At 56.4% G+C, this 17610-nt stretch carries 24 protein-coding genes; 12 read left to right on the top strand and 12 right to left on the bottom strand.

Features of this window, described 5'->3' with window-relative positions:
• The first annotated feature begins 62 nt into the window (after positions 1 to 62).
• From HBN68_RS08200 to HBN68_RS08165, 8 genes are all read left to right on the top strand, one after another.
• Complete coding sequence (locus HBN68_RS08200) at positions 63 to 734, top strand: Bax inhibitor-1/YccA family protein (protein WP_047276250.1); 672 nt, start codon at positions 63 to 65, stop codon at positions 732 to 734.
• Between the two features lie 109 nt (positions 735 to 843).
• Positions 844 to 1236 carry a sulfurtransferase complex subunit TusD gene (gene tusD, locus HBN68_RS08195; protein ID WP_169963444.1) on the top strand — a complete coding sequence of 131 codons (393 nt, stop codon included), beginning with the start codon at positions 844 to 846 and terminating at the stop codon, positions 1234 to 1236.
• 1 nt (position 1237) lies between these two features.
• Positions 1238 to 1600 (top strand): sulfurtransferase complex subunit TusC, encoded by a 363-nt coding sequence (gene tusC / locus HBN68_RS08190; RefSeq protein ID WP_169963446.1) that lies wholly within the window; start codon positions 1238 to 1240, stop codon positions 1598 to 1600.
• Positions 1600 to 1899, top strand: a complete 300-nt coding sequence (tusB, locus tag HBN68_RS08185) for a sulfurtransferase complex subunit TusB (protein ID WP_094994656.1) — start codon at positions 1600 to 1602, stop codon at positions 1897 to 1899. Before tusC ends, tusB begins: the two co-directional genes overlap by 1 nt.
• Positions 1896 to 2231, top strand: a complete 336-nt coding sequence (locus HBN68_RS08180; protein WP_094994655.1) for a TusE/DsrC/DsvC family sulfur relay protein — start codon at positions 1896 to 1898, stop codon at positions 2229 to 2231. Before tusB ends, HBN68_RS08180 begins: the two co-directional genes overlap by 4 nt.
• The gene (locus HBN68_RS08175; protein WP_094994654.1) at positions 2228 to 3229 is read left to right on the top strand and encodes a glycosyl transferase family protein; all 1002 of its coding nucleotides are present in this window, start codon (positions 2228 to 2230) and stop codon (positions 3227 to 3229) included. Before HBN68_RS08180 ends, HBN68_RS08175 begins: the two co-directional genes overlap by 4 nt.
• A gap of 87 nt (positions 3230 to 3316) precedes the next feature.
• Positions 3317 to 4315 carry a glutathione S-transferase family protein gene (locus tag HBN68_RS08170; protein ID WP_169963448.1) on the top strand — a complete coding sequence of 333 codons (999 nt, stop codon included), beginning with the start codon at positions 3317 to 3319 and terminating at the stop codon, positions 4313 to 4315.
• A 76-nt stretch (positions 4316 to 4391) separates the two neighbouring features.
• A complete protein-coding gene (locus tag HBN68_RS08165; RefSeq protein ID WP_169893051.1) occupies positions 4392 to 4619 on the top strand; it encodes a YheU family protein in 228 nt (75 codons plus the stop codon).
• Here HBN68_RS08165 and csrA read toward each other — a convergent pair.
• Positions 4616 to 4819: a carbon storage regulator CsrA gene (gene csrA, locus HBN68_RS08160; protein WP_094994662.1), complete on the bottom strand. Its 204-nt coding sequence runs from the start codon at positions 4817 to 4819 to the stop codon at positions 4616 to 4618. The genes HBN68_RS08165 and csrA overlap by 4 nt on opposite strands.
• A 170-nt stretch (positions 4820 to 4989) precedes the next feature.
• Complete coding sequence (locus HBN68_RS08155) at positions 4990 to 5322, bottom strand: YnfA family protein (protein ID WP_094994651.1); 333 nt, start codon at positions 5320 to 5322, stop codon at positions 4990 to 4992.
• A 207-nt stretch (positions 5323 to 5529) separates the two neighbouring features.
• Here HBN68_RS08155 and HBN68_RS08150 point away from each other — a divergent pair, with 207 nt between their 5' ends.
• Positions 5530 to 5682, top strand: a complete 153-nt coding sequence (locus HBN68_RS08150) for a DUF3309 family protein (RefSeq protein ID WP_047294031.1) — start codon at positions 5530 to 5532, stop codon at positions 5680 to 5682.
• 66 nt (positions 5683 to 5748) lie between these two features.
• On the opposite strand, the gene HBN68_RS08145 is transcribed toward HBN68_RS08150, so the two are convergent.
• From HBN68_RS08145 to HBN68_RS08125, 5 genes are all read right to left on the bottom strand, one after another.
• Positions 5749 to 7827 (bottom strand): LTA synthase family protein, encoded by a 2079-nt coding sequence (locus HBN68_RS08145; RefSeq protein ID WP_169963450.1) that lies wholly within the window; start codon positions 7825 to 7827, stop codon positions 5749 to 5751.
• A gap of 329 nt (positions 7828 to 8156) precedes the next feature.
• Positions 8157 to 9029 carry a polyamine aminopropyltransferase gene (speE, locus tag HBN68_RS08140; RefSeq protein WP_094994649.1) on the bottom strand — a complete coding sequence of 291 codons (873 nt, stop codon included), beginning with the start codon at positions 9027 to 9029 and terminating at the stop codon, positions 8157 to 8159.
• Positions 9030 to 9232: 203 nt separating this feature from the next.
• On the bottom strand, positions 9233 to 9424 hold the full coding sequence (locus HBN68_RS08135) for a PLD nuclease N-terminal domain-containing protein (protein WP_048366153.1): 192 nt from the start codon (positions 9422 to 9424) through the stop codon (positions 9233 to 9235).
• 82 nt (positions 9425 to 9506) lie between these two features.
• Positions 9507 to 10037, bottom strand: a complete 531-nt coding sequence (locus HBN68_RS08130; protein WP_094994648.1) for a hypothetical protein — start codon at positions 10035 to 10037, stop codon at positions 9507 to 9509.
• Positions 10038 to 10107: 70 nt separating this feature from the next.
• Positions 10108 to 10641, bottom strand: a complete 534-nt coding sequence (locus tag HBN68_RS08125) for an ankyrin repeat domain-containing protein (RefSeq protein ID WP_169963452.1) — start codon at positions 10639 to 10641, stop codon at positions 10108 to 10110.
• A 324-nt stretch (positions 10642 to 10965) separates the two neighbouring features.
• On the opposite strand from HBN68_RS08125, the gene HBN68_RS08120 reads away from it, so the two are divergent.
• The gene (locus HBN68_RS08120; RefSeq protein ID WP_047276189.1) at positions 10966 to 11244 is read left to right on the top strand and encodes a DUF3509 domain-containing protein; all 279 of its coding nucleotides are present in this window, start codon (positions 10966 to 10968) and stop codon (positions 11242 to 11244) included.
• 87 nt (positions 11245 to 11331) lie between these two features.
• On the opposite strand, the gene mtnC is transcribed toward HBN68_RS08120, so the two are convergent.
• From mtnC to aroC, 5 genes are all read right to left on the bottom strand, one after another.
• Positions 11332 to 12015: an acireductone synthase gene (gene mtnC, locus HBN68_RS08115; RefSeq protein WP_094994646.1), complete on the bottom strand. Its 684-nt coding sequence runs from the start codon at positions 12013 to 12015 to the stop codon at positions 11332 to 11334.
• Between the two features lie 9 nt (positions 12016 to 12024).
• A complete protein-coding gene (locus HBN68_RS08110) occupies positions 12025 to 12570 on the bottom strand; it encodes an acireductone dioxygenase (RefSeq protein WP_094994645.1) in 546 nt (181 codons plus the stop codon).
• A gap of 97 nt (positions 12571 to 12667) precedes the next feature.
• Entirely contained in the window at positions 12668 to 13288 is a 621-nt protein-coding gene (locus HBN68_RS08105) for a methylthioribulose 1-phosphate dehydratase (protein ID WP_169963454.1), read from the bottom strand.
• Entirely contained in the window at positions 13285 to 14433 is a 1149-nt protein-coding gene (locus HBN68_RS08100) for an MFS transporter (RefSeq protein WP_169963456.1), read from the bottom strand. Before HBN68_RS08100 ends, HBN68_RS08105 begins: the two co-directional genes overlap by 4 nt.
• Before the next feature lie 34 nt (positions 14434 to 14467).
• Complete coding sequence (aroC, locus tag HBN68_RS08095) at positions 14468 to 15559, bottom strand: chorismate synthase (RefSeq protein ID WP_094994642.1); 1092 nt, start codon at positions 15557 to 15559, stop codon at positions 14468 to 14470.
• Positions 15560 to 15701: 142 nt separating this feature from the next.
• Here aroC and HBN68_RS08090 point away from each other — a divergent pair, with 142 nt between their 5' ends.
• Positions 15702 to 16667, top strand: a complete 966-nt coding sequence (locus HBN68_RS08090; protein ID WP_169963458.1) for an alpha/beta fold hydrolase — start codon at positions 15702 to 15704, stop codon at positions 16665 to 16667.
• 97 nt (positions 16668 to 16764) lie between these two features.
• Positions 16765 to 17556 (top strand): hypothetical protein, encoded by a 792-nt coding sequence (locus HBN68_RS08085; RefSeq protein WP_169963460.1) that lies wholly within the window; start codon positions 16765 to 16767, stop codon positions 17554 to 17556.
• Positions 17557 to 17610: the final 54 nt, after the last annotated feature.

Here is a 17610-nt window from a genome sequence, read left to right as displayed (position 1 = left end):
TTGTTGCAGAGCCTCTGCTATGATCTTTGCTACTTAACATTTCAATACACAGGAGTATCGCCATGCGCGAACAGGATTACGCAGTTAATAACAGCGTGCAGGCCGAGCAGCTAGAGGTTAGCCGCGTCCTGCGCAACACTTATGGTTTACTGGCTTTGACCCTGGCTTTCAGCGGTGTGATGGCGTTCGTAGCGCAGCAGATGCGCGTCGGCTACCCAAACATTTTCGTTGTATTGATCGGCTTTTATGGCCTTTTCTTTCTCACCAACAAGCTGCGTGACTCGGTATGGGGTTTGGTGTCGACGTTTGCACTGACCGGTTTTATGGGTTTCCTGCTCGGTCCGATCCTTAACCGTTACCTGGGCATGCAAGGCGGCGCTGAGGTTGTAGCTTCTGCCTTTGCGATGACGGCACTGGTTTTCGGCGGTCTGTCTGCTTACGTATTAATCACCCGTAAAGACATGAGCTTCCTGGGCGGCTTCATCACTGCCGGTTTCTTTGTTCTGCTGGGCGCAACGCTGGCAAGCTTCTTCTTTCAGATTAGCGGCTTGCAGTTGGCTATCAGCGCCGGGTTTGTTCTGTTCTCTTCGGTCTGCATTTTGTTCCAGACCAGCGCCATCATTAATGGCGGCGAGCGTAACTACATCATGGCGACCATTAGCCTGTATGTTTCGATCTACAACCTGTTCATCAGCTTGCTGCAAATTTTCGGCATCATGAGCCGCGACGACTGATTGAACCAACGTTTGGCAAAAGCCCGCTTCGGCGGGCTTTTTGTTGCCTTGTGCAAGCATGTTTAGCTTTGGGGCTTTATCATTGTGCGAGTTTTGCAGAGAGCCACCCATGAAATTTGCTATCGCCCTATATGCTGCGGCCCATGCCCCATCTTCCCGTCGAGCCCTGCGCTTTGCCGAAGCCGTTGTGGCGGGTGGGCATGAAATTGTGCGTCTTTTCTTCTATCAGGACGGGGTGCACAGCGCGTCGAGCAACATCGTGACACCCCAAGATGAGCCTGATTTCGCACAGCAATGGGCCGCTTTTGTGACTCGGCACCAACTGGATGGCGTGGTCTGCATTGCCGCCGCCTTGCGTCGAGGTGTGTTGAATGATGCAGAGGCCACCCGCTATCAGCGCTCTGCAGTGAACTTGAAAGCGCCTTGGGATTTGTCCGGCCTGGGGCAATTGCACGATGCCATTCAGACCGCGGATCGACTGATTTGCTTCGGAGGGGATTAAAATGCCCAAGTCTTTACTGATTATCAGCCGACAAGCCCCGTGGTCTGGTCTGGGAGCGCGCGAAGCTTTGGACATCGCGCTTGCGGGCGGCGCCTTCGACCTCCCTATTGGACTTCTATTTCTCGACGACGGCGTATTTCAACTGTTGCCCTGGCAACACCCCACCGCCCTTGAGCAAAAGAACCTGACGGCCAATTTGCAGGCTTTGTCGATGTTCGGCGTTGACGAATTGTTCGCATGCGATTCCAGCCTGAACGAGCGCGGACTCGTAAACACAACGTTGGCTGTGGAGGGCGTGCAGACGCTGTCCCCGACACAAATCAGCGATCTCATCGCCCGTCATGACCAGGTGATAACCCTTTGATGTCGACCTTACACGTTTTGAGCCAATCTCCCTTTTCTGATACGCGTCTCGGAAGTTGCCTGCGCCTACTCTCGGCTAATGACGGCCTTTTGCTCTGCGGCGATGCGGTATATGCCCTGCAACCGGGCACCCTTCCACGCGAGACGCTCGATAAAATGAGCCCGGCGCTCAAGCTGTACGTGCTCGATGAAGACCTTCAAGCGCGCAACCTCCTGCACCCGGAGTGGGTCACCCGCATCGACTACCCGGCATTTGTCGCGCTGTCCCTTCACTATGACAAGGTCAACACCTGGCTATGACGGTCCTCACTCTCGATAACAGAACCATTGAGCTGGACAAGGACGGTTATCTGGCCGATTTGAATGACTGGTCGCCCGAGGTTGCCACGGCACTGGCGGTGCAAAATGACATCGAGTTGACCCCGGAACACTGGGAAATTCTGCAGCTGCTGCGCAACTTCTACCAAGAGTTTCAGCTCTCGCCCGCCACGCGGCCTTTAATCAAATACACCGCGCTCAAACTGGGTGCTGAAAAAGGCAACAGTTTGCACCTCAATCGCCTGTTCAATGGCACCCCTGCCAAACTCGCCGCAAAACTGGCGGGCCTGCCCAAACCGACCAATTGCCTATGAACATACTTGCTCCGCTGACGCTCACCACGCCCGCCGAACACCCTTTCGCTCAATTCGTACGCATTTTGGGCAAAGGCAAACGCGGCGCGCGCAACCTGACCCGCGATGAAGCGCGTGAAGCCATGGGGATGCTACTCGACAAGAAAACCGAAGAGACACAGTTGGGCGCCTTCCTGATGCTGCTCAGGCATAAGGAAGAAAGCCCTCAAGAGCTGGCTGGCTTTGTGGACGCTGTGCGCGAGCGGCTTTGCGCGCCGAAAATTCATGTCGATATCGACTGGCCCACCTACGCGGGCAAAAAACGTCACCTACCTTGGTACCTGCTTTGCGCCAAATGCCTGGCACAAAACGGTGTGCGCATCCTGATGCATGGCGGTGGCGCTCACACGGCCGGCCGACTTTACAGCGAGCAGCTGCTCGACGAATTGAACATCCCGTTGTGCCGTGACTGGGCACAGGTGCAGGACGCGTTGCAGCAGTGCAATCTGGCCTTTTTCCCTTTGCAGGACTGGGCACCGCAGTTGCAACACATGATCGACTTGCGCAACACGCTAGGCCTTCGCTCGCCAATCCACTCATTGGCGCGCCTGCTGAATCCCCTCGAGGCCCGCTGTGGACTGCAAAGCATTTTCCATCCGGGCTATCAAAGCGTGCATCGGGAAGCCAGCGCGCTGCTAGGGGATACCTGCATTGTGGTTAAAGGCGATGGCGGTGAAATCGAGATTAACCCCGACGCCATCAGCCACCTTTACGGCACGGAGTCGGGCGTCCACTGGGACGAAGAATGGCCAGCGTTGTCGGCACAGCGACACGTAAAACCCGCCTTTCTGGACACCCGACAGCTCAACGCGTTTTGGCGCGGCGACCTAGAAGACAGCTATGCGAAAAAGGCACTGTTATCGACCATGGCTCTGGCGTTGCGCGGCCTTGGTATGCCCCGAGAACAGGCTTTTGTGACAGCCAACACGTACTGGGAAAACCGCAACAAATCGATTTAATCGATAGGTAAAGCCCAGGTTTTGCGCTATTCGCTCGAACTCAGACCTTTAGACTGAACGCCAAAGCCAAACCGCCAGGAGCTTCACATGGGCTTATTGATCGATGGCCGTTGGCATGACCAATGGTATGAGAGCAGCAAAGACGGCGCGTTCCAACGAGAGCAGGCACAGCGCAGAAACTGGATCACGCCTGATGGTGCGCCCGGCCCAACTGGGACTGGCGGTTTCATACCCGAAGCAGGTCGCTATCATCTCTATGTCTCCCTGGCTTGCCCATGGGCTCATCGCACGCTGATAACCCGCACACTTAAGGGCCTCGAATCATTGATCGGCGTGTCGGTCGTCAGCTGGCTGATGCTGGAAAATGGCTGGACGTTTGATCCTGCGTTCGGTTCCAGCGGCGACCCCTTGTACAACGCTGACTTCCTGCATCAGTTGTACACCCGGGATACCCCCGATTACACGGGCCGCGTAACCGTACCGGTGCTTTGGGACACCCATCTAAAGCGCATCGTCAGCAACGAGTCGGCGGACATCATTCGCATGTTCAACAACGCCTTTGACCACCTGACGGGCAACCGGCTGGACCTATACCCGATCTCAATGGCTACCGACGTCGATGGCTGGAATGAACGTATCTACCCGGCTCTCAATAACGGCGTATATCGCGCCGGTTTTGCCACGTCCCAAGCGGCGTATGAAACCGCATTCGACGATGTGTTCAGCGAACTCAACCACGTCGAACGGCACCTGGCAGAACATCGCTATTTGGTCGGTGAATACCTGACGGAAGCAGACATCCGTCTGTTCACCACCCTTATCCGATTCGACGCGGTCTATTACAGCCACTTCAAATGCAATGAGCGCAGAATCGACGATTACCTCAACCTGTCCAATTGGCTGCGCGAGCTGTACCAATGGCCCGGTATCAGTGAAACCGTTAATTTCACTCACATTAAAGGTCATTACTACGCCAGCCACCGCACGATTAACCCCACAGGAATCATCCCCAATGGGCCAGATCTGAGTATTACCGCAGCCCACGACCGTGAGCGCTTGAAGGGAAGCGGAATTTTTACTCGCTAGCGCTTAAGCACGTTTCAATACTGGCACCGGGCGGCGGGTGCCAGTAGCATCTGCGCATTGATCAAGAGAACACCTCATGCTTATCCCTTACGACCAGCTTGAACCCGACACACTGACCCACCTTATCGAAGATTTCGTCAGCCGCGATGGCACTGACAATGGCGACGATACCCCTCAAGAAACCCGCGTGCTGCGCGTTCGACAAGCTTTGAACAAAGGTCAGGCGGTGATTTTTTTTGACCTTGAAAGCCAGCAATGCCAGTTAATGGCCAAGCATGCCGTGCCCAAAGAGTTCTTTGATTAACCTTTGTGCGGTGGGTGACTGGATACCCCACCATCCTGCTGTTGACGAATACGTTCATAGACCTCGGACCGATGCACATTCACGTCTTTAGGCGCTTCTATACCCAAGCGCACATGATTGCCATTGACGGCAACAATCCGGACCGTGATGTCTTGGTTGATCGAAATGTATTCGCCGACTGAACGGCTCAAAATCAGCATGGCGCTCATCTCTGCTTGATGGGTGGCCATCAAGACTGCATCGCGCAAAAACACGCTTCAATCCCTACAACAAAAAACATCCGCGCCCTACTTCTACACCGAACAATTCCTACCTAGAAAAACCCAAAGACCTACACACTGGCTCGTAAAGCACCCACCTGAACGTCCGCTCAAGCGCTGGTGAAACGCGGCCCCAGCAAAATGACGGTCGCACCGATTACGCACAGCCCTACCCCGACCCAATCGGTGGTCAGCGGCCTGGCTTTTTCTATCACTGCCAACCAGGCGATGGACGTGATGATGTAAATACCGCCATAAGCGGCGTAAGCGCGGCCTGCATACGACGCTTCCACCTTGGTCAGTAACAAGGCGAACAGCGTCAGGCTCAACACCGCAGGCACAATCCACCACGCACTCTTACCCTGCCGCAGCCACATCCAGAAGCCATAACAACCGGCAATCTCAAACAGCGCGGCCAAAAAAAACCAGACGTAATTAAGCATATGCAACCTCTGTCGATGGGCAGGCGCGCCACCCTACCTGCGCGCCCGGGCCTGGGCAATACCCGTTTCTTTTGAATCAACTTAAATAAGTTTGAATTAATCCACCATCGCCACAGTCGGACGTTATAAGCACTGCACAACCTTGTTTCTCAAGCAGCGCCCTTTGAACCTTGCATGTTGCTTGATCACATTAATAAGGAATTCATCATGACCACGATTCTTCTCATCGTCCTGATTCTGCTGTTGGTAGGCGGTCTGCCCGTGTTTCCTCACTCGAAAAGTTGGGGTTATGGACCTTCAGGGATTATTGGTGCCGTACTGGTCGTGCTTTTGATTCTGTTGTTACTGGGCAAGATCTAGCGCTTCACCCTGCGACACGCGCAATAAAAAAGAGGCCCTTGGGCCTCTTTTTTATTGCGTCATCGTTTACTTGGGATCTGCTACGCCAGCAGTGTTATCCAGCAAACTTTTGGTCGCTGTCTGCAAGAATGATTCGAGCTTTTGCTTGAGCGCGGCTTCCTGTGCAGAGTCCGTCACTACCTTGGCCTCAGGATTGGCACCCAGCGTGTATTGCCACACCTTGGCCGGCATGTCTTTGGGCTGAACCAGCAGATGGTCATCGCTAATGATGGCGACCGTCTGATCGCTACCCGAAGGTTTGATCACACCACTGCCCTTGTCGCCCGCCGGCAGGGTCAGCAGGTCACGTCCCCAGCATTGCTGGCGGAACTCGCCGCCCAGACGCCCCATGATGGTCGGCACGATGTCGACCTGAGTACCGACGATATCGCTACGCTGACCGAATTTCTCCTGAATGCCCGGGCCAATGAACAGCAGCGGCACGTTGAAGCGACCCAAATCCATTTCGGAAATTTGCTGCTCATTACCAAAGCCGTGGTCGCCTACGATCACGAACAGGGTTTCCTTGAAGTACGGTTCCTTGCGGGCCTTCTCAAAGAACTGGCCCAACGCCCAGTCCGAGTAGCGCATGGCCGTCAAATGCTCGTTCAGCGACCCGCGATCAGTAACGGGCTCAACCGGCAAGGGGGTTGGCAGCGCATAAGGCGTGTGGTTGGACAATGTTTGCAGCAGTGCATAGAAAGGCGCTTTGCCTTCACGTTTTTTCAGCTCTTCAAGCCCACGGTTGAACATGTCCTGATCGGACACCCCCCATGTAGGATCAGAGAACACTGGATCAACGAAATCGTTCCTCCCAACGAAGGTCGTCATACCCTGGTTGCTGAAGAAACCGGACTGGTTGTCCCAGGCAAAGTCGCCGTTATAGACATACACGTCATCAAAGTTACGGGCGCCCAGCAGCTCCGGCAAGCCCGACAGCTTGTGGCTACCCTCAGGGGTCTGCATCAGGTATTCAAAACCCGGCAGGTTCGGGAAGCACGCCATCGTGGCAAACATGCCCTGATGGGTGTGCGTACCGTTGGAGAAAAAGCGCTCAAACAGCAGCCCCTCTTTCGACAGCGCGTCGAAGTAAGGCGTGATATTGCCCGGACGACCCAGCGCACCGACCGAATGGCCTGCAAAACTTTCCATCAGGATCACCACCACGTTCTTGATCGGCAGCGTTTGCTCTGCCGGTGGCGTAGTGTCGCGACGCACAGGGGCGGTATCGGGATCGACCAGCTTGTCGTGTTCGGTCAGCAGCATGTCACGCACTGTGCCTACCGCGACGGGGTCTTCAAGCGTGGCCTTCCAGATGTTGGTGCGCTCGTCTGAGAACCGGCTTTTGGCTGCGGCAATCAATGACAACGAACCGTTGAGACCCAACTGGTTAGCGAAGTTGGAATCAGTGGTGTAGGCATCTCCCCAACGCAGCGGAGGACCTTGACGCAACGTGCCGCGTGCTGCGACCACGCACACCAACAGCACCACAACGAACACAGCAATGCGCGCATACCAAGGGGCGGCAGCGCGAACCGCGCCTGTACCCGCGGCAGGCATTGGCGGACGCGTCACGCGGTCCACACCACGGAATGCAACGTACAGCACCCAAGTGCCCACCGCCCACGCAAGCAAATAACGCACTACCGGGAAGCCATACCAAAGCATGCTCATCACGGTTTTGGGGTCTTCCTTCACATACTGGAATACCAGACCGTTAAGCCGTTGGTGGAATTCACGGTAGAAGTCCATCTCCATCAGGCCCAAAAACAGCGCCAGGCTTGACGCCGCCGTCAACCAGAAGCGCATCACACCGCGCAGGGCCATCGCTTTCACGCTGAGCAAAGCCAACAGCAGCGGAATGCTGAGGTACACCACGATTCGCAGGTCAAAACGCAAGCCGTTAGCGAACGCTTCCAGGAAAGTCGACGCGGGTGTGTCGAGGATCATTTCACGGTTATAAACCAGCAATGCAACCCTCAGCAGGGTAAACATCACCATCATGACCAACGCGCATAACAGCGTAAAAGCCAGATGCGATTTGACGGTCGGTTGCAACACACGCATGCCAGCGTTGGGTTGTCTTAGGGCGTCCGGGTTTGCCATGTCGTTTTAGGACCCATTGATTCGGTTGGTGTGACATCGAGTGCGCATCTTGCCCCATGGCAACGCTGCCGCGAGGCAGTGCCGTGGAGTGGTCATGCGCGGTGGGCAAATGTTGCACGATCCCCGGTGGTTTACCACTGGAGAGGTGCGGGAGCAGCGCAGAATCCGGCTCCGTCGCGGTGCAAAAGCACCGACCCAGAGCCCTGCAAGCAAATTTAGGCGCGGCAATACTGGCGCGGATTCTCTTAAATGAAACGTGAAAATTTCGTTTAAAGCATATTTTGAAACACAAGAAAGGGCCTTAAGGCCCTTTCTTGTGTTTCAGATGTTTAATCGTTACTGGGCTTGTTGATGGCCTGCAACACGTACTGCGGCATGGCAAATGCACCCATGTGGACCTCGGGATTGTAGTAACGCGTCACGATGCCGCTGCCTGCGAAACGCTGACGCAGGGTTTCAAGCGGGAGCTTGCGGTACGCGCTGTCGGTGGAGCCCCACGCGAACGTCATCGCCCCACCAATGTAGGTTGGTACGGCGGCCTGATAAAAGTGCCAGTCAGCAAACAGGCTGCGCATGCGCCCGGCTGTGGTTTTCACTTCATCCAATTGCATGAAGGGCGTTCCGTTTTGCGTGACCAGAACACCGCCTTCGTTCAGGCAGCGATGGCAAGCCTGGTAAAAATTCTCCGAGAACAACACTTCACCTGGACCGATCGGGTCGGTGGAGTCCGAGATAATCACGTCAAATTTTTCTTCAGTGGTGGCCACAAAACGCATGCCGTCGTCTATCACCAGATTGAGGCGAGGATCGTCATAGGCGCCTTTGGAGTGGTTAGGCAAAAACGCTTTGCACATGTCCACGACCGTGCCGTCGATCTCGACCATGGTGATGTGTTCAATGCCGCGATGTTTGGTCACTTCACGCAACATGCCGCCGTCACCGCCACCAATGATCAGCACGCGCTTGACCGTACCGTGGGCCAAGATCGGCACGTGGGTGAGCATTTCGTGGTAGATGAATTCATCCGCTTCAGTGGTCTGAATGACGCCGTCCAGGGCCATCACGCGGCCCATAACCGGATTTTCGAAGATCACCAAATGCTGGTGTTCAGTGCGCACTTCGTGCAGCAACTTGTCCATACGGAAACGCTGACCATAGCCTTCGTAGAGCGTTTCGAGATAGTCGTTTTTAACTTCGGTCATGGGAAGTCCCCTTGAATGCTGGTGGCAACGGACGGTCACCCGCCCATGATCGACAGCCAAACTGCACGCCGCACTGCGGCACACACGTTCAATTGCCCAAGAAAGGCGCGCATTCTACTTCGGGGAAGATGACAGGTCGAACCTTGACGCGGACAAACGCAGTGAACTGCCGCATTTTTGTGCGACAGCTCACTCAGCCAGGGTTAAATCCTGACATTGCCACGCGGACCGGCAATGGCCCAAATCACCAGCCCCAGCACCGGCAGGAAGATGATCAGCAACACCCAGAGAATTTTCATCCCGGTCTCAGCGCCACTTTTCAGCACGTTGATGATGGCCCAAATATCCAGAGCCAGAATGATCAGGCCAATCAGGCCGTTGAACGTGGAACCCATGATGACGCTCCTGAGTGAAGGGCTTGTTCACTTAGGATAGTCAGGCTTGGCAAGGGTTCCGTTATTTATTCCCTCTCAGGGCTTAAACGTGAACCGCCACTTTCAGTGCTTCGAGCGACGGCTCGGCATGGATACCGATTTCGGCACACAAGGCGAGTACGCGTGGCACATCATTGCCGTAGACCAGCACCACCTGAATTTCATCATCCAGCAACTGACTGAGGTTCATCAGCACATAGCCGCCGTTTTCCGGATTCATGCTGCCCATTTGTATTTGAATACGATTCAAGGCCGTCAACGCTTCAGTCTTAGCCAACTGCTTGGGCTTGATGTTGAACGCCACGCCAGGGCCAAAAGACGCCACGATCTGTGCGAACAAATCCATGTAGGTGTCAGCCTGAAACAAAACAGTCTCTGGCAGGCTGCCAATCACCACCCATTCACCCAGCGGAATCGGGAAGGTGTCGTCGTAGTTGATATCCGGATTAGCAGCCAGAAACGCCTCAGGGTCGGCGTAAGCCTGAGCCGCTTCGTCGGCGATCTTGATGATTTCGTCCTCGCCCATGCACCCCGAGCTGATTTTGCTGATGAGTTCAACGAGTGTGGTTTTCATGGGCACGGCCTGTCGCAGGGAAATTTGAGGGCGCGCAGGATATATCAATTGCGGCCCTCAAGGCAGGGCATCAGCCCAACAGCTTTTCAAGTTGGGCAGCCGAATCGGTCGCGCCCATGGTTTTGGCCGCATCCAGCGCGGTGATGCCATTGGCGTCCTTGGCTTTTGGATCTGCACCTTTACCGATCAGGTACTCAATGATTTCGGTGCGGTTGAACATCGCCGCCATCATTAGCGCAGTACGTCCGTCGAACGAAGCACCTTCAATGTCAGCACCGTTTTCGACCAATGTTTTGACCATCTCCAGATTGCCTTTGAACGCAGCACCGGCAATCGGGCTCTGACCATTGTCGTTGCGAATTTCAGGATCGGCCTTGTGTTCGAGCAGCACTTTCACTGCATCCACATGCCCGTGGTAACTGGCGAGCATCAGCAAGGTGTCGCCCTTGTGATTGCGCAGGTTCGCCGGCAAGCCTTTGCTCAGCAGTGCCGCCAGCATGGCCGCATCCCCTTCGCGGGCTTTATTGAACACCTGTTCGGCAAAATCGGCTGCTTCTTCCGGGGTCATCTGCCGGGGTTGATCTGCTGGGGTGGTGTCTGACATTTGAGGCTCCAGATGCGCTACAAAAAGAATGTAGTTTCCTGAGACGTGCCGGGTGTGTCATCCCTTTTTTACGCAAAGCAGCGATAGGCAAAAATTATCAGCCGTCATTTTCCCTTCAGCAAAAATCTGAATCGGGTTACCCCTTCAGAAATTGGGCAAAATGCAGGATGCACGATGGCCATTCATGCAGAATGCACGACGAGCAGTTTTTGACACAATCCCAACCTATTGATTTATAAGGAATTTATAAAATATCGATAGTGGCACAATCACTGCAATACCTACTCCATGCAAGCCCTTCATGAGCTAATGGAGCTGAAAGACATGAGCATGATTCAAGAAAAATTCGCATCGCTGTTCTCGAACTACACCGTCACCACCAAAGCCCGCCCGGATGGCGGTGTGTTGCTGACGCTGTGTGACAGTGATGGCAAGCAGACCCAGCGCTCTATTTCTTACGCTCAACTGCACACAGCCGAGCAACTGACGTGGGTGATCAGCGCGATTCGCCGTGACCTCGCGGGCCAGGCCAGTGAATTGCCAACGATTTCGCTGTTGCAAAGCCAGAACCGCTTTGCTCTGCCGACGTACCACAACGCCTGAGTCCCCCTCAGAACTTAAAAAGCCAGCACACGCTAACAAAGCGCCTGCTGGCTTTTTATTGCCTCGCTTTTATTGCCCCGCTCGTCTTCAGACCTTTGGCGGGTCGATCTCGGCAAAACTACGCACTGTTTTATGTCCCGTCAGCTCGCCACCGTCACGCGCCAGGCCGCACGTTTGCATGCCTGCCTCTTGCGCGGCATTCAACTCTTCGACGATGTCGGAGAGAAACAGAATTTTCCCCGCCGGGCAGCCAATGGCTTCGGTAATGTGGCGATACGATTGCGCCTCACGTTTGGGCCCCGACGTGGTGTCGAAGTACCCGCTGAACAGCGGGGTCAGGTCGCCCGCCTCCGAGCAGCCAAAAATTAATTTCTGCGCCTGAATCGAACCCGACGAATAGACGTACAGCGCGTACCCCTGATCGTGCCAGGCCTTGAGCGCCGCTACGGCGTCAGGGTAAACGTGCCCCTTCAGCTCGCCCGCTTCATAGCCCTGCTTCCAGATCATCCCTTGCAACGCTTTAAGCGGCGTGGCCTTGCGATCCTCGGCGATCCACTGCTGCAGGATTTCAATCACCCGTTCCACGTCGGCCTCGGGCTCCCCGCTGTCCAGACGCACAGCCCCCAGCTGCATCGCGACATCCGGGTCTTCTGCGTGCTCGCGAATGAAGGCAGGCAGGTGTTTGGCCGCGTAGGGAAACAACACGTCGAAGACGAAACTCACTGCACTGGTGGTGCCTTCAATATCGGTCAGGATGGCTTTGATGGGCATGCGAACTCCTTAATCTTCGAGGCGCGGAAAGCGGCTGGCGATGTCTTCACCGGTAAAGTTCGCAACCCAGCCTTCGGGGTTATTGAACAGGCGGATCGCGACAAAATGCGGGTGTTCACCCATGTCGAACCAGTGCGGCGTGCCTGCCGGGACCGAAATCAGGTCATTCTTTTCGCACAACACCGCGTACACATAGTCATTGATGTGCAGGGTAAACAGGCCACGTCCGGCAACGAAAAAGCGAACCTCATCTTCAGCATGGCGGTGCTCATCGAGGAATTTTGCGCGCAGTTCTGCTTTTTGCGGATGATCGCTGTTGAGGCTGATCACATCGACGGTGATGTACCCCCGCTCGCTCATCAACTGATCGATCTGCGGACGATAGGCGCTGATCACCTCGTCCTGACTGGCACCCGGCTGAATAGGCGCCGCCGCTTTCCAGCGGTCGAATCGCACGCCCTGCTCGGCGAGCGTGGCGGCGATGTCATCAAAGTGGGTCAACACTTTGTTCGGCAGCTCAGGGCTTGAAACGTGATAAACGGACAGACTGCTCATAGGGTGTAATTCCTCGGCTGCGGCACGCGCACAGCTTTTACAAACCGTTCGGCGTGCCGTTCAAATCTGGGGGACGGCGCTAATGGGCGACGTCGCATCAACGGTGGAGCACGGCGCGGGTTTTCAGTTCACATTCAAATAAAAACTCAAAGGCTTCGATCTGGCGCAGGGCGTCGCTCATGCAAGGCCCCCAGGTGTAGAGCCCATGCCCGCGAATCAGGTAACCCACACAGTCCGGATGCGCATCCAGCCAAGGCTGAACGTTACCGGCCAGGCGGGGAATGTCCTGATCGTTATCGAAGATCGGCACCCGCACACGTGAGGCGTGAGTCGAAACCCCACTGAACGCCTTTTGCAGTTCGTAATCTTCAAACGTGATGCTGTCGCCGGGCGTCAAGCGCGAGAGCACGGTCGCATTCACCGAGTGGGTATGCAGCACCGCACCAATCTCCGGTCGCCAGTTATACAACTGAGTGTGCAGCAAGGTTTCGGCAGACGGTTTTTTACCGGGTTCGAGGCTGTTGCCCGCCATATCTGTCGCCAGTACATCGTCAAGGCCCAACTGGCCTTTGTGTTTACCTGATACGGTCAGCAGCGCTTCGCTTGCCGAGAGCCGGGTGGAATAGTTGCTGCTGGTGGCTGGGGACCAACCGCGGCCATATAAAAAGCGCCCGGCTTCGATGATTTCCAGGCTCAGGTGTTCACGGGTAAGGCTCATGGCCTGTCCTCTTGCAGTCGAGTGGCAATGATAACGGCTGCGGCCAGCGCTGCGACGCTGGCCATACTAAAGGTGATAGTCGGGCCGAGGCTGTTCCAGCTGTACCCGGCGTAGAGCGCGCCTGCGGCCCCTCCGATACCGGCCAGCGTCGCGTAGAGTGCCTGCCCCTGCCCTTGCTGGCCCGGCCCGAAACTGCGCTGCACAAAGGTCATGGCCGCCGCATGAAAACTGCCGAAGGTCGCGGCATGCAGAACCTGCGCGAGCAACAGCAACCAAAGGTATTGCGCAAACGAGCCCAGCAACAGCCAGCGTGCGCCAGCCAGCAAAAAACTGAACAGCAGCACACGGCGTACCGAAAAACGCAACAGGATCCGGCGCATGGCCATGAACATCAGCACTTCGGCCACGACACCCAGCGCCCACAGCAGCCCGATAATTCCACGGCTGTAGCCCAGCGACTCAAGGTGCAGGGTCAGGAAGGTGTAATACGGGCCATGGCTTAATTGCATCAGCGCCACACAGGCATAAAAGGCCAGTACCCCGGGGCTGCGCAACTGCTTCAAAAAACCGCCAGCCAACGGCGTGCGGCCGGCGCTGGACGGTTGCGCATTGGGTACCCAGAGGCTGCACAGCACAATCCCGGCCATCACCACGATCAGCGTCACCGGGTACACATCCAGGCTTAGGCCGTCAAACACCCGCCCCAGAATCACCACCGTCAGGATGAAACCCACTGACCCCCACAAGCGGATCTGGCTATAGCGCTCGGGTTGCTCACGCAGATGAGCAAAGGTGATGACTTCAAATTGCGGCAGCACTGCGTGCCAGAAGAACGCATGCAGGGCCATGACCAGCGCCAGCCAGGCATAACTCTTGCTGACAAAAATCAGTGCAAAGCTGAGCAAGGTACAGAGTGCACCCACGCGCACGATCAACAGGCGCTGGCCCGTGTAGTCCCCCAGCCAGCCCCATAGATTGGGGGCTACGCAGCGCATCAGCATGGGGATCGCCACCAGCTCGCCAATGCGCGCGCTGGAGAAACCGAGGTAATGGAAATACAACGCCAAAAAAGGCGCCGTGGCGCCCAGTAACGCGAAATAGAAAAGATAGAAACCGGACAGTCGCCAGTAAGGAAGTGTCGCCACCGTCGTCAGACCGTGGCGCTCAACAGTTCCGGCATTACAACTGGCCCAACACAGGCGTGCTGACACGCACGTCGGCGTTCTGCCCACGATGACGCAACAAATGGTCCATCAACACAATGGCCATCATTGCTTCTGCGATGGGCGTGGCGCGGATGCCAACACAGGGGTCGTGACGGCCTTTGGTGATGACATCCACCGGGTTGCCGTGCACGTCAATCGAACGGCCCGGCGTGGTAATGCTCGACGTCGGTTTGAGGGCCAAATGCGCGACGATGGGCTGGCCGGAGGAAATGCCGCCCAGAATGCCCCCGGCATTGTTGCTGAGGAACCCTTCAGGCGTCATCTCGTCGCGGTGTTCGGTGCCACGCTGGGCGACGCTGGCAAACCCGGCGCCAATTTCAATGCCCTTCACGGCGTTGATACTCATCAATGCATGGGCCAGCTCAGCATCCAGACGGTCAAAGATCGGCTCGCCCAAGCCCGGAATTACCCCTTCAGCCACGACGGTGATTTTAGCCCCGACCGAGTCCTGATCGCGGCGCAACTGATCCATATAGGCTTCCAGCTCGGGCACCTTGTCCGGGTCAGGGCTGAAGAAGGCGTTTTCTTCAACGCAATCCCAGGTTTTGAACGGGATTTCAATCGGACCCAGTTGGCTCATGTAGCCGCGAATCACAATGCCCTGGGTGGCCAGGTACTTCTTGGCGATAGCACCGGCAGCCACGCGCATGGCGGTTTCGCGGGCCGAACTGCGGCCACCGCCACGGTAGTCGCGCTCGCCATACTTGTGGTGATAGGTGTAATCGGCATGGGCCGGTCGAAACAGGTCTTTGATCGCCGAGTAGTCCTTGGACTTCTGGTCGGTGTTACGGATCAGCAGGCCAATGGCGCAGCCGGTGGTGCGGCCTTCAAAAACGCCGGAGAGGATTTCGACTTCGTCTGCTTCCTGACGCTGCGTGGTGTGGCGACTGGTGCCCGGCTTGCGGCGGTCCAGGTCACGCTGCAAATCTTCAAGGGACAGCTCAAGCCCTGGCGGGCAGCCATCGACAATGGCGACCAACGCCGGGCCATGGCTTTCGCCAGCGGTGGTGACAGTGAACAGCTTGCCGTAGGTATTGCCGGACATGCAGGACGCTCCGTGAAAATCAGCCGATCGGACTCAGCCGGGATAACTAAGCGCGCCAGTATACGCAGGCTGCCCCAGTAGTTCATCCTCGAACCTTATTCATCCGGGTTTGTCCAACCGGCACTCCGTTATAGATGGCGAAATGATGCTCAGGATTCTGCTAGTGGTACTCACCCTTTTCAGTGGCGTGGCAACTGCCGCTGCCCCCTCGGTGCTGTTGCGCCCTATCGAGCTGAACACGCCCACCGGCACGCTGTATGGCTCGCTGGTTTTGCCCAAAAGCGACAAGCCGGTGCCCGTGGTACTGATCATTGCCGGTTCGGGGCCCACTGACCGCAACGGCAACAATACCCAGGGCGGTCGCAATGACAGCCTGAAGAAACTGGCGTGGCACCTTGCGCAAAACAATATTGCCAGCGTGCGTTTCGACAAGCGCGGGATCGCCGAAAGCCGGCCCGCCGCCCCTGACGAGCGCACCCTCAACCTTGACCAATACGTGACCGACGCTGTGGCCTGGGGCAACAAGCTCAAGGCCGATCCTCGCTTTGCCGATGTATTTATACTCGGGCACAGCGAAGGCGCACTGATTGCCAGCCTCGCGGCACCCGGCATGGACGCCGCTGGGGTCATCTCCATTGCCGGCACGGCGCGGCCTGTGGGCCAGGTGTTGCGCGAACAATTGCAACGCAACAATATGCCCCCTGCCTTGCTGCAACGTAGCTTCGAACTGATTCACGCCCTCGAAAGCGGACGCACTGACGACAACGTGCCTGAAGCCCTGCACGTGATTTTCCGTCCCAGCGTGCAGCCCTACCTGATCAGCCTGTTGCGCTACGACCCGGCCAAGGCATTCGCCGCACTGAAAATGCCTGCGTTGATTATTCAGGGCACCCATGACATTCAGGTCGACGTCAACGATGCGCGCCTGCTAAAGGTGGCCAAGCCTGATGCCGATCTGGCACTGATCGACGGCATGAACCATGTGATGCGCATCGTCCCGATGGACATCAAGCGTCAAGTGCAGTCTTACAACGACCCCAACCAGCGATTATCCAGCGAACTGGGTGACAAAATTGTGCGCTTTGTCACTAAAGTCATCGATCGCTGAGCCGACCGCCCTCCAGTCCTGCGCATAACGGCCGATACGTTTATGTCGGCAGCCTTTGCTTTGCCGGCATACCGGGCTTGCACAGGATTTTGCCGTTATGACCGACACCCCACAAAAACCCGCTGAAACTCAAGAGCCGGCGCCCCCACAAGCGCCGCCATTGCCGTGGGCAGAGGTGCAACCCGAGCAGTTCAAAATGCTGCGGCTTGCCCCCCTGCAAACGGACCGTAACACCGGCGGACGGCCGCTGCGCTTCGTGCAGTTCGGCTATGCCGAGCGCCATAACAAAGAACACAGCCTGTTACGCATGAGCATCCTGTTGCCGGGGCAACGCGTGCGCAAAGAACAAAACCAGCTCGACATCTGGGTCAACCATGAGACCCAGCGTGTCAGCATCAGCCCTGACAGTGGCCTGCAAGTGGAGCCGTGGAACCGCGGCATCGGCCGCTTCCTCATGGCCCAAGGCATTTTGTGGAGCCAGAAAAAATGGTCGAAATACCGCGTCGACGGCATGCCGCTGGCCAGCAAAGACGCGCTGAACGAAGACACGCGTCTGCGTCGTGACCATTTTTTACGCATGCATGGATTTGATGTGGTGTATGCCGATGCCCAGCATTTGAAAGCCAGCATCGAAGACGTACAGGTGGGCGAGTTGCTGAACAACTGGAACACTGAAAAAGTGCAGTTCGTGGAAATCCTTGAAGCCGCACAAATGCTGCAACAGGCCGAGCAAACCTTGCAGGAACAGGAAGTCAAACTGCGGGAGAAAGAAGAGAAAGTCAGCAAGTTCCAGCGCGAAGACACGGGGTTGCGTTTCACCATCACCTGCCTGGTGGCCTTCGCGGTGTTTCAGGCGGGGCTGTTGATCTGGATTGCAACACACCGCTGAGCACACCCTGTGAATGCCGGCCACATCGGCGGGGAAACACCCCGCCTGATGCCG

The organism is Pseudomonas sp. WS 5078, assembly GCF_012985745.1.
GTDB classification, from domain to species: domain Bacteria; phylum Pseudomonadota; class Gammaproteobacteria; order Pseudomonadales; family Pseudomonadaceae; genus Aquipseudomonas; species Aquipseudomonas lundensis_A.
The sequence above is the reverse complement of the archived record's forward strand: the minus strand, read 5'-3'. Positions and strand labels throughout refer to the sequence as shown.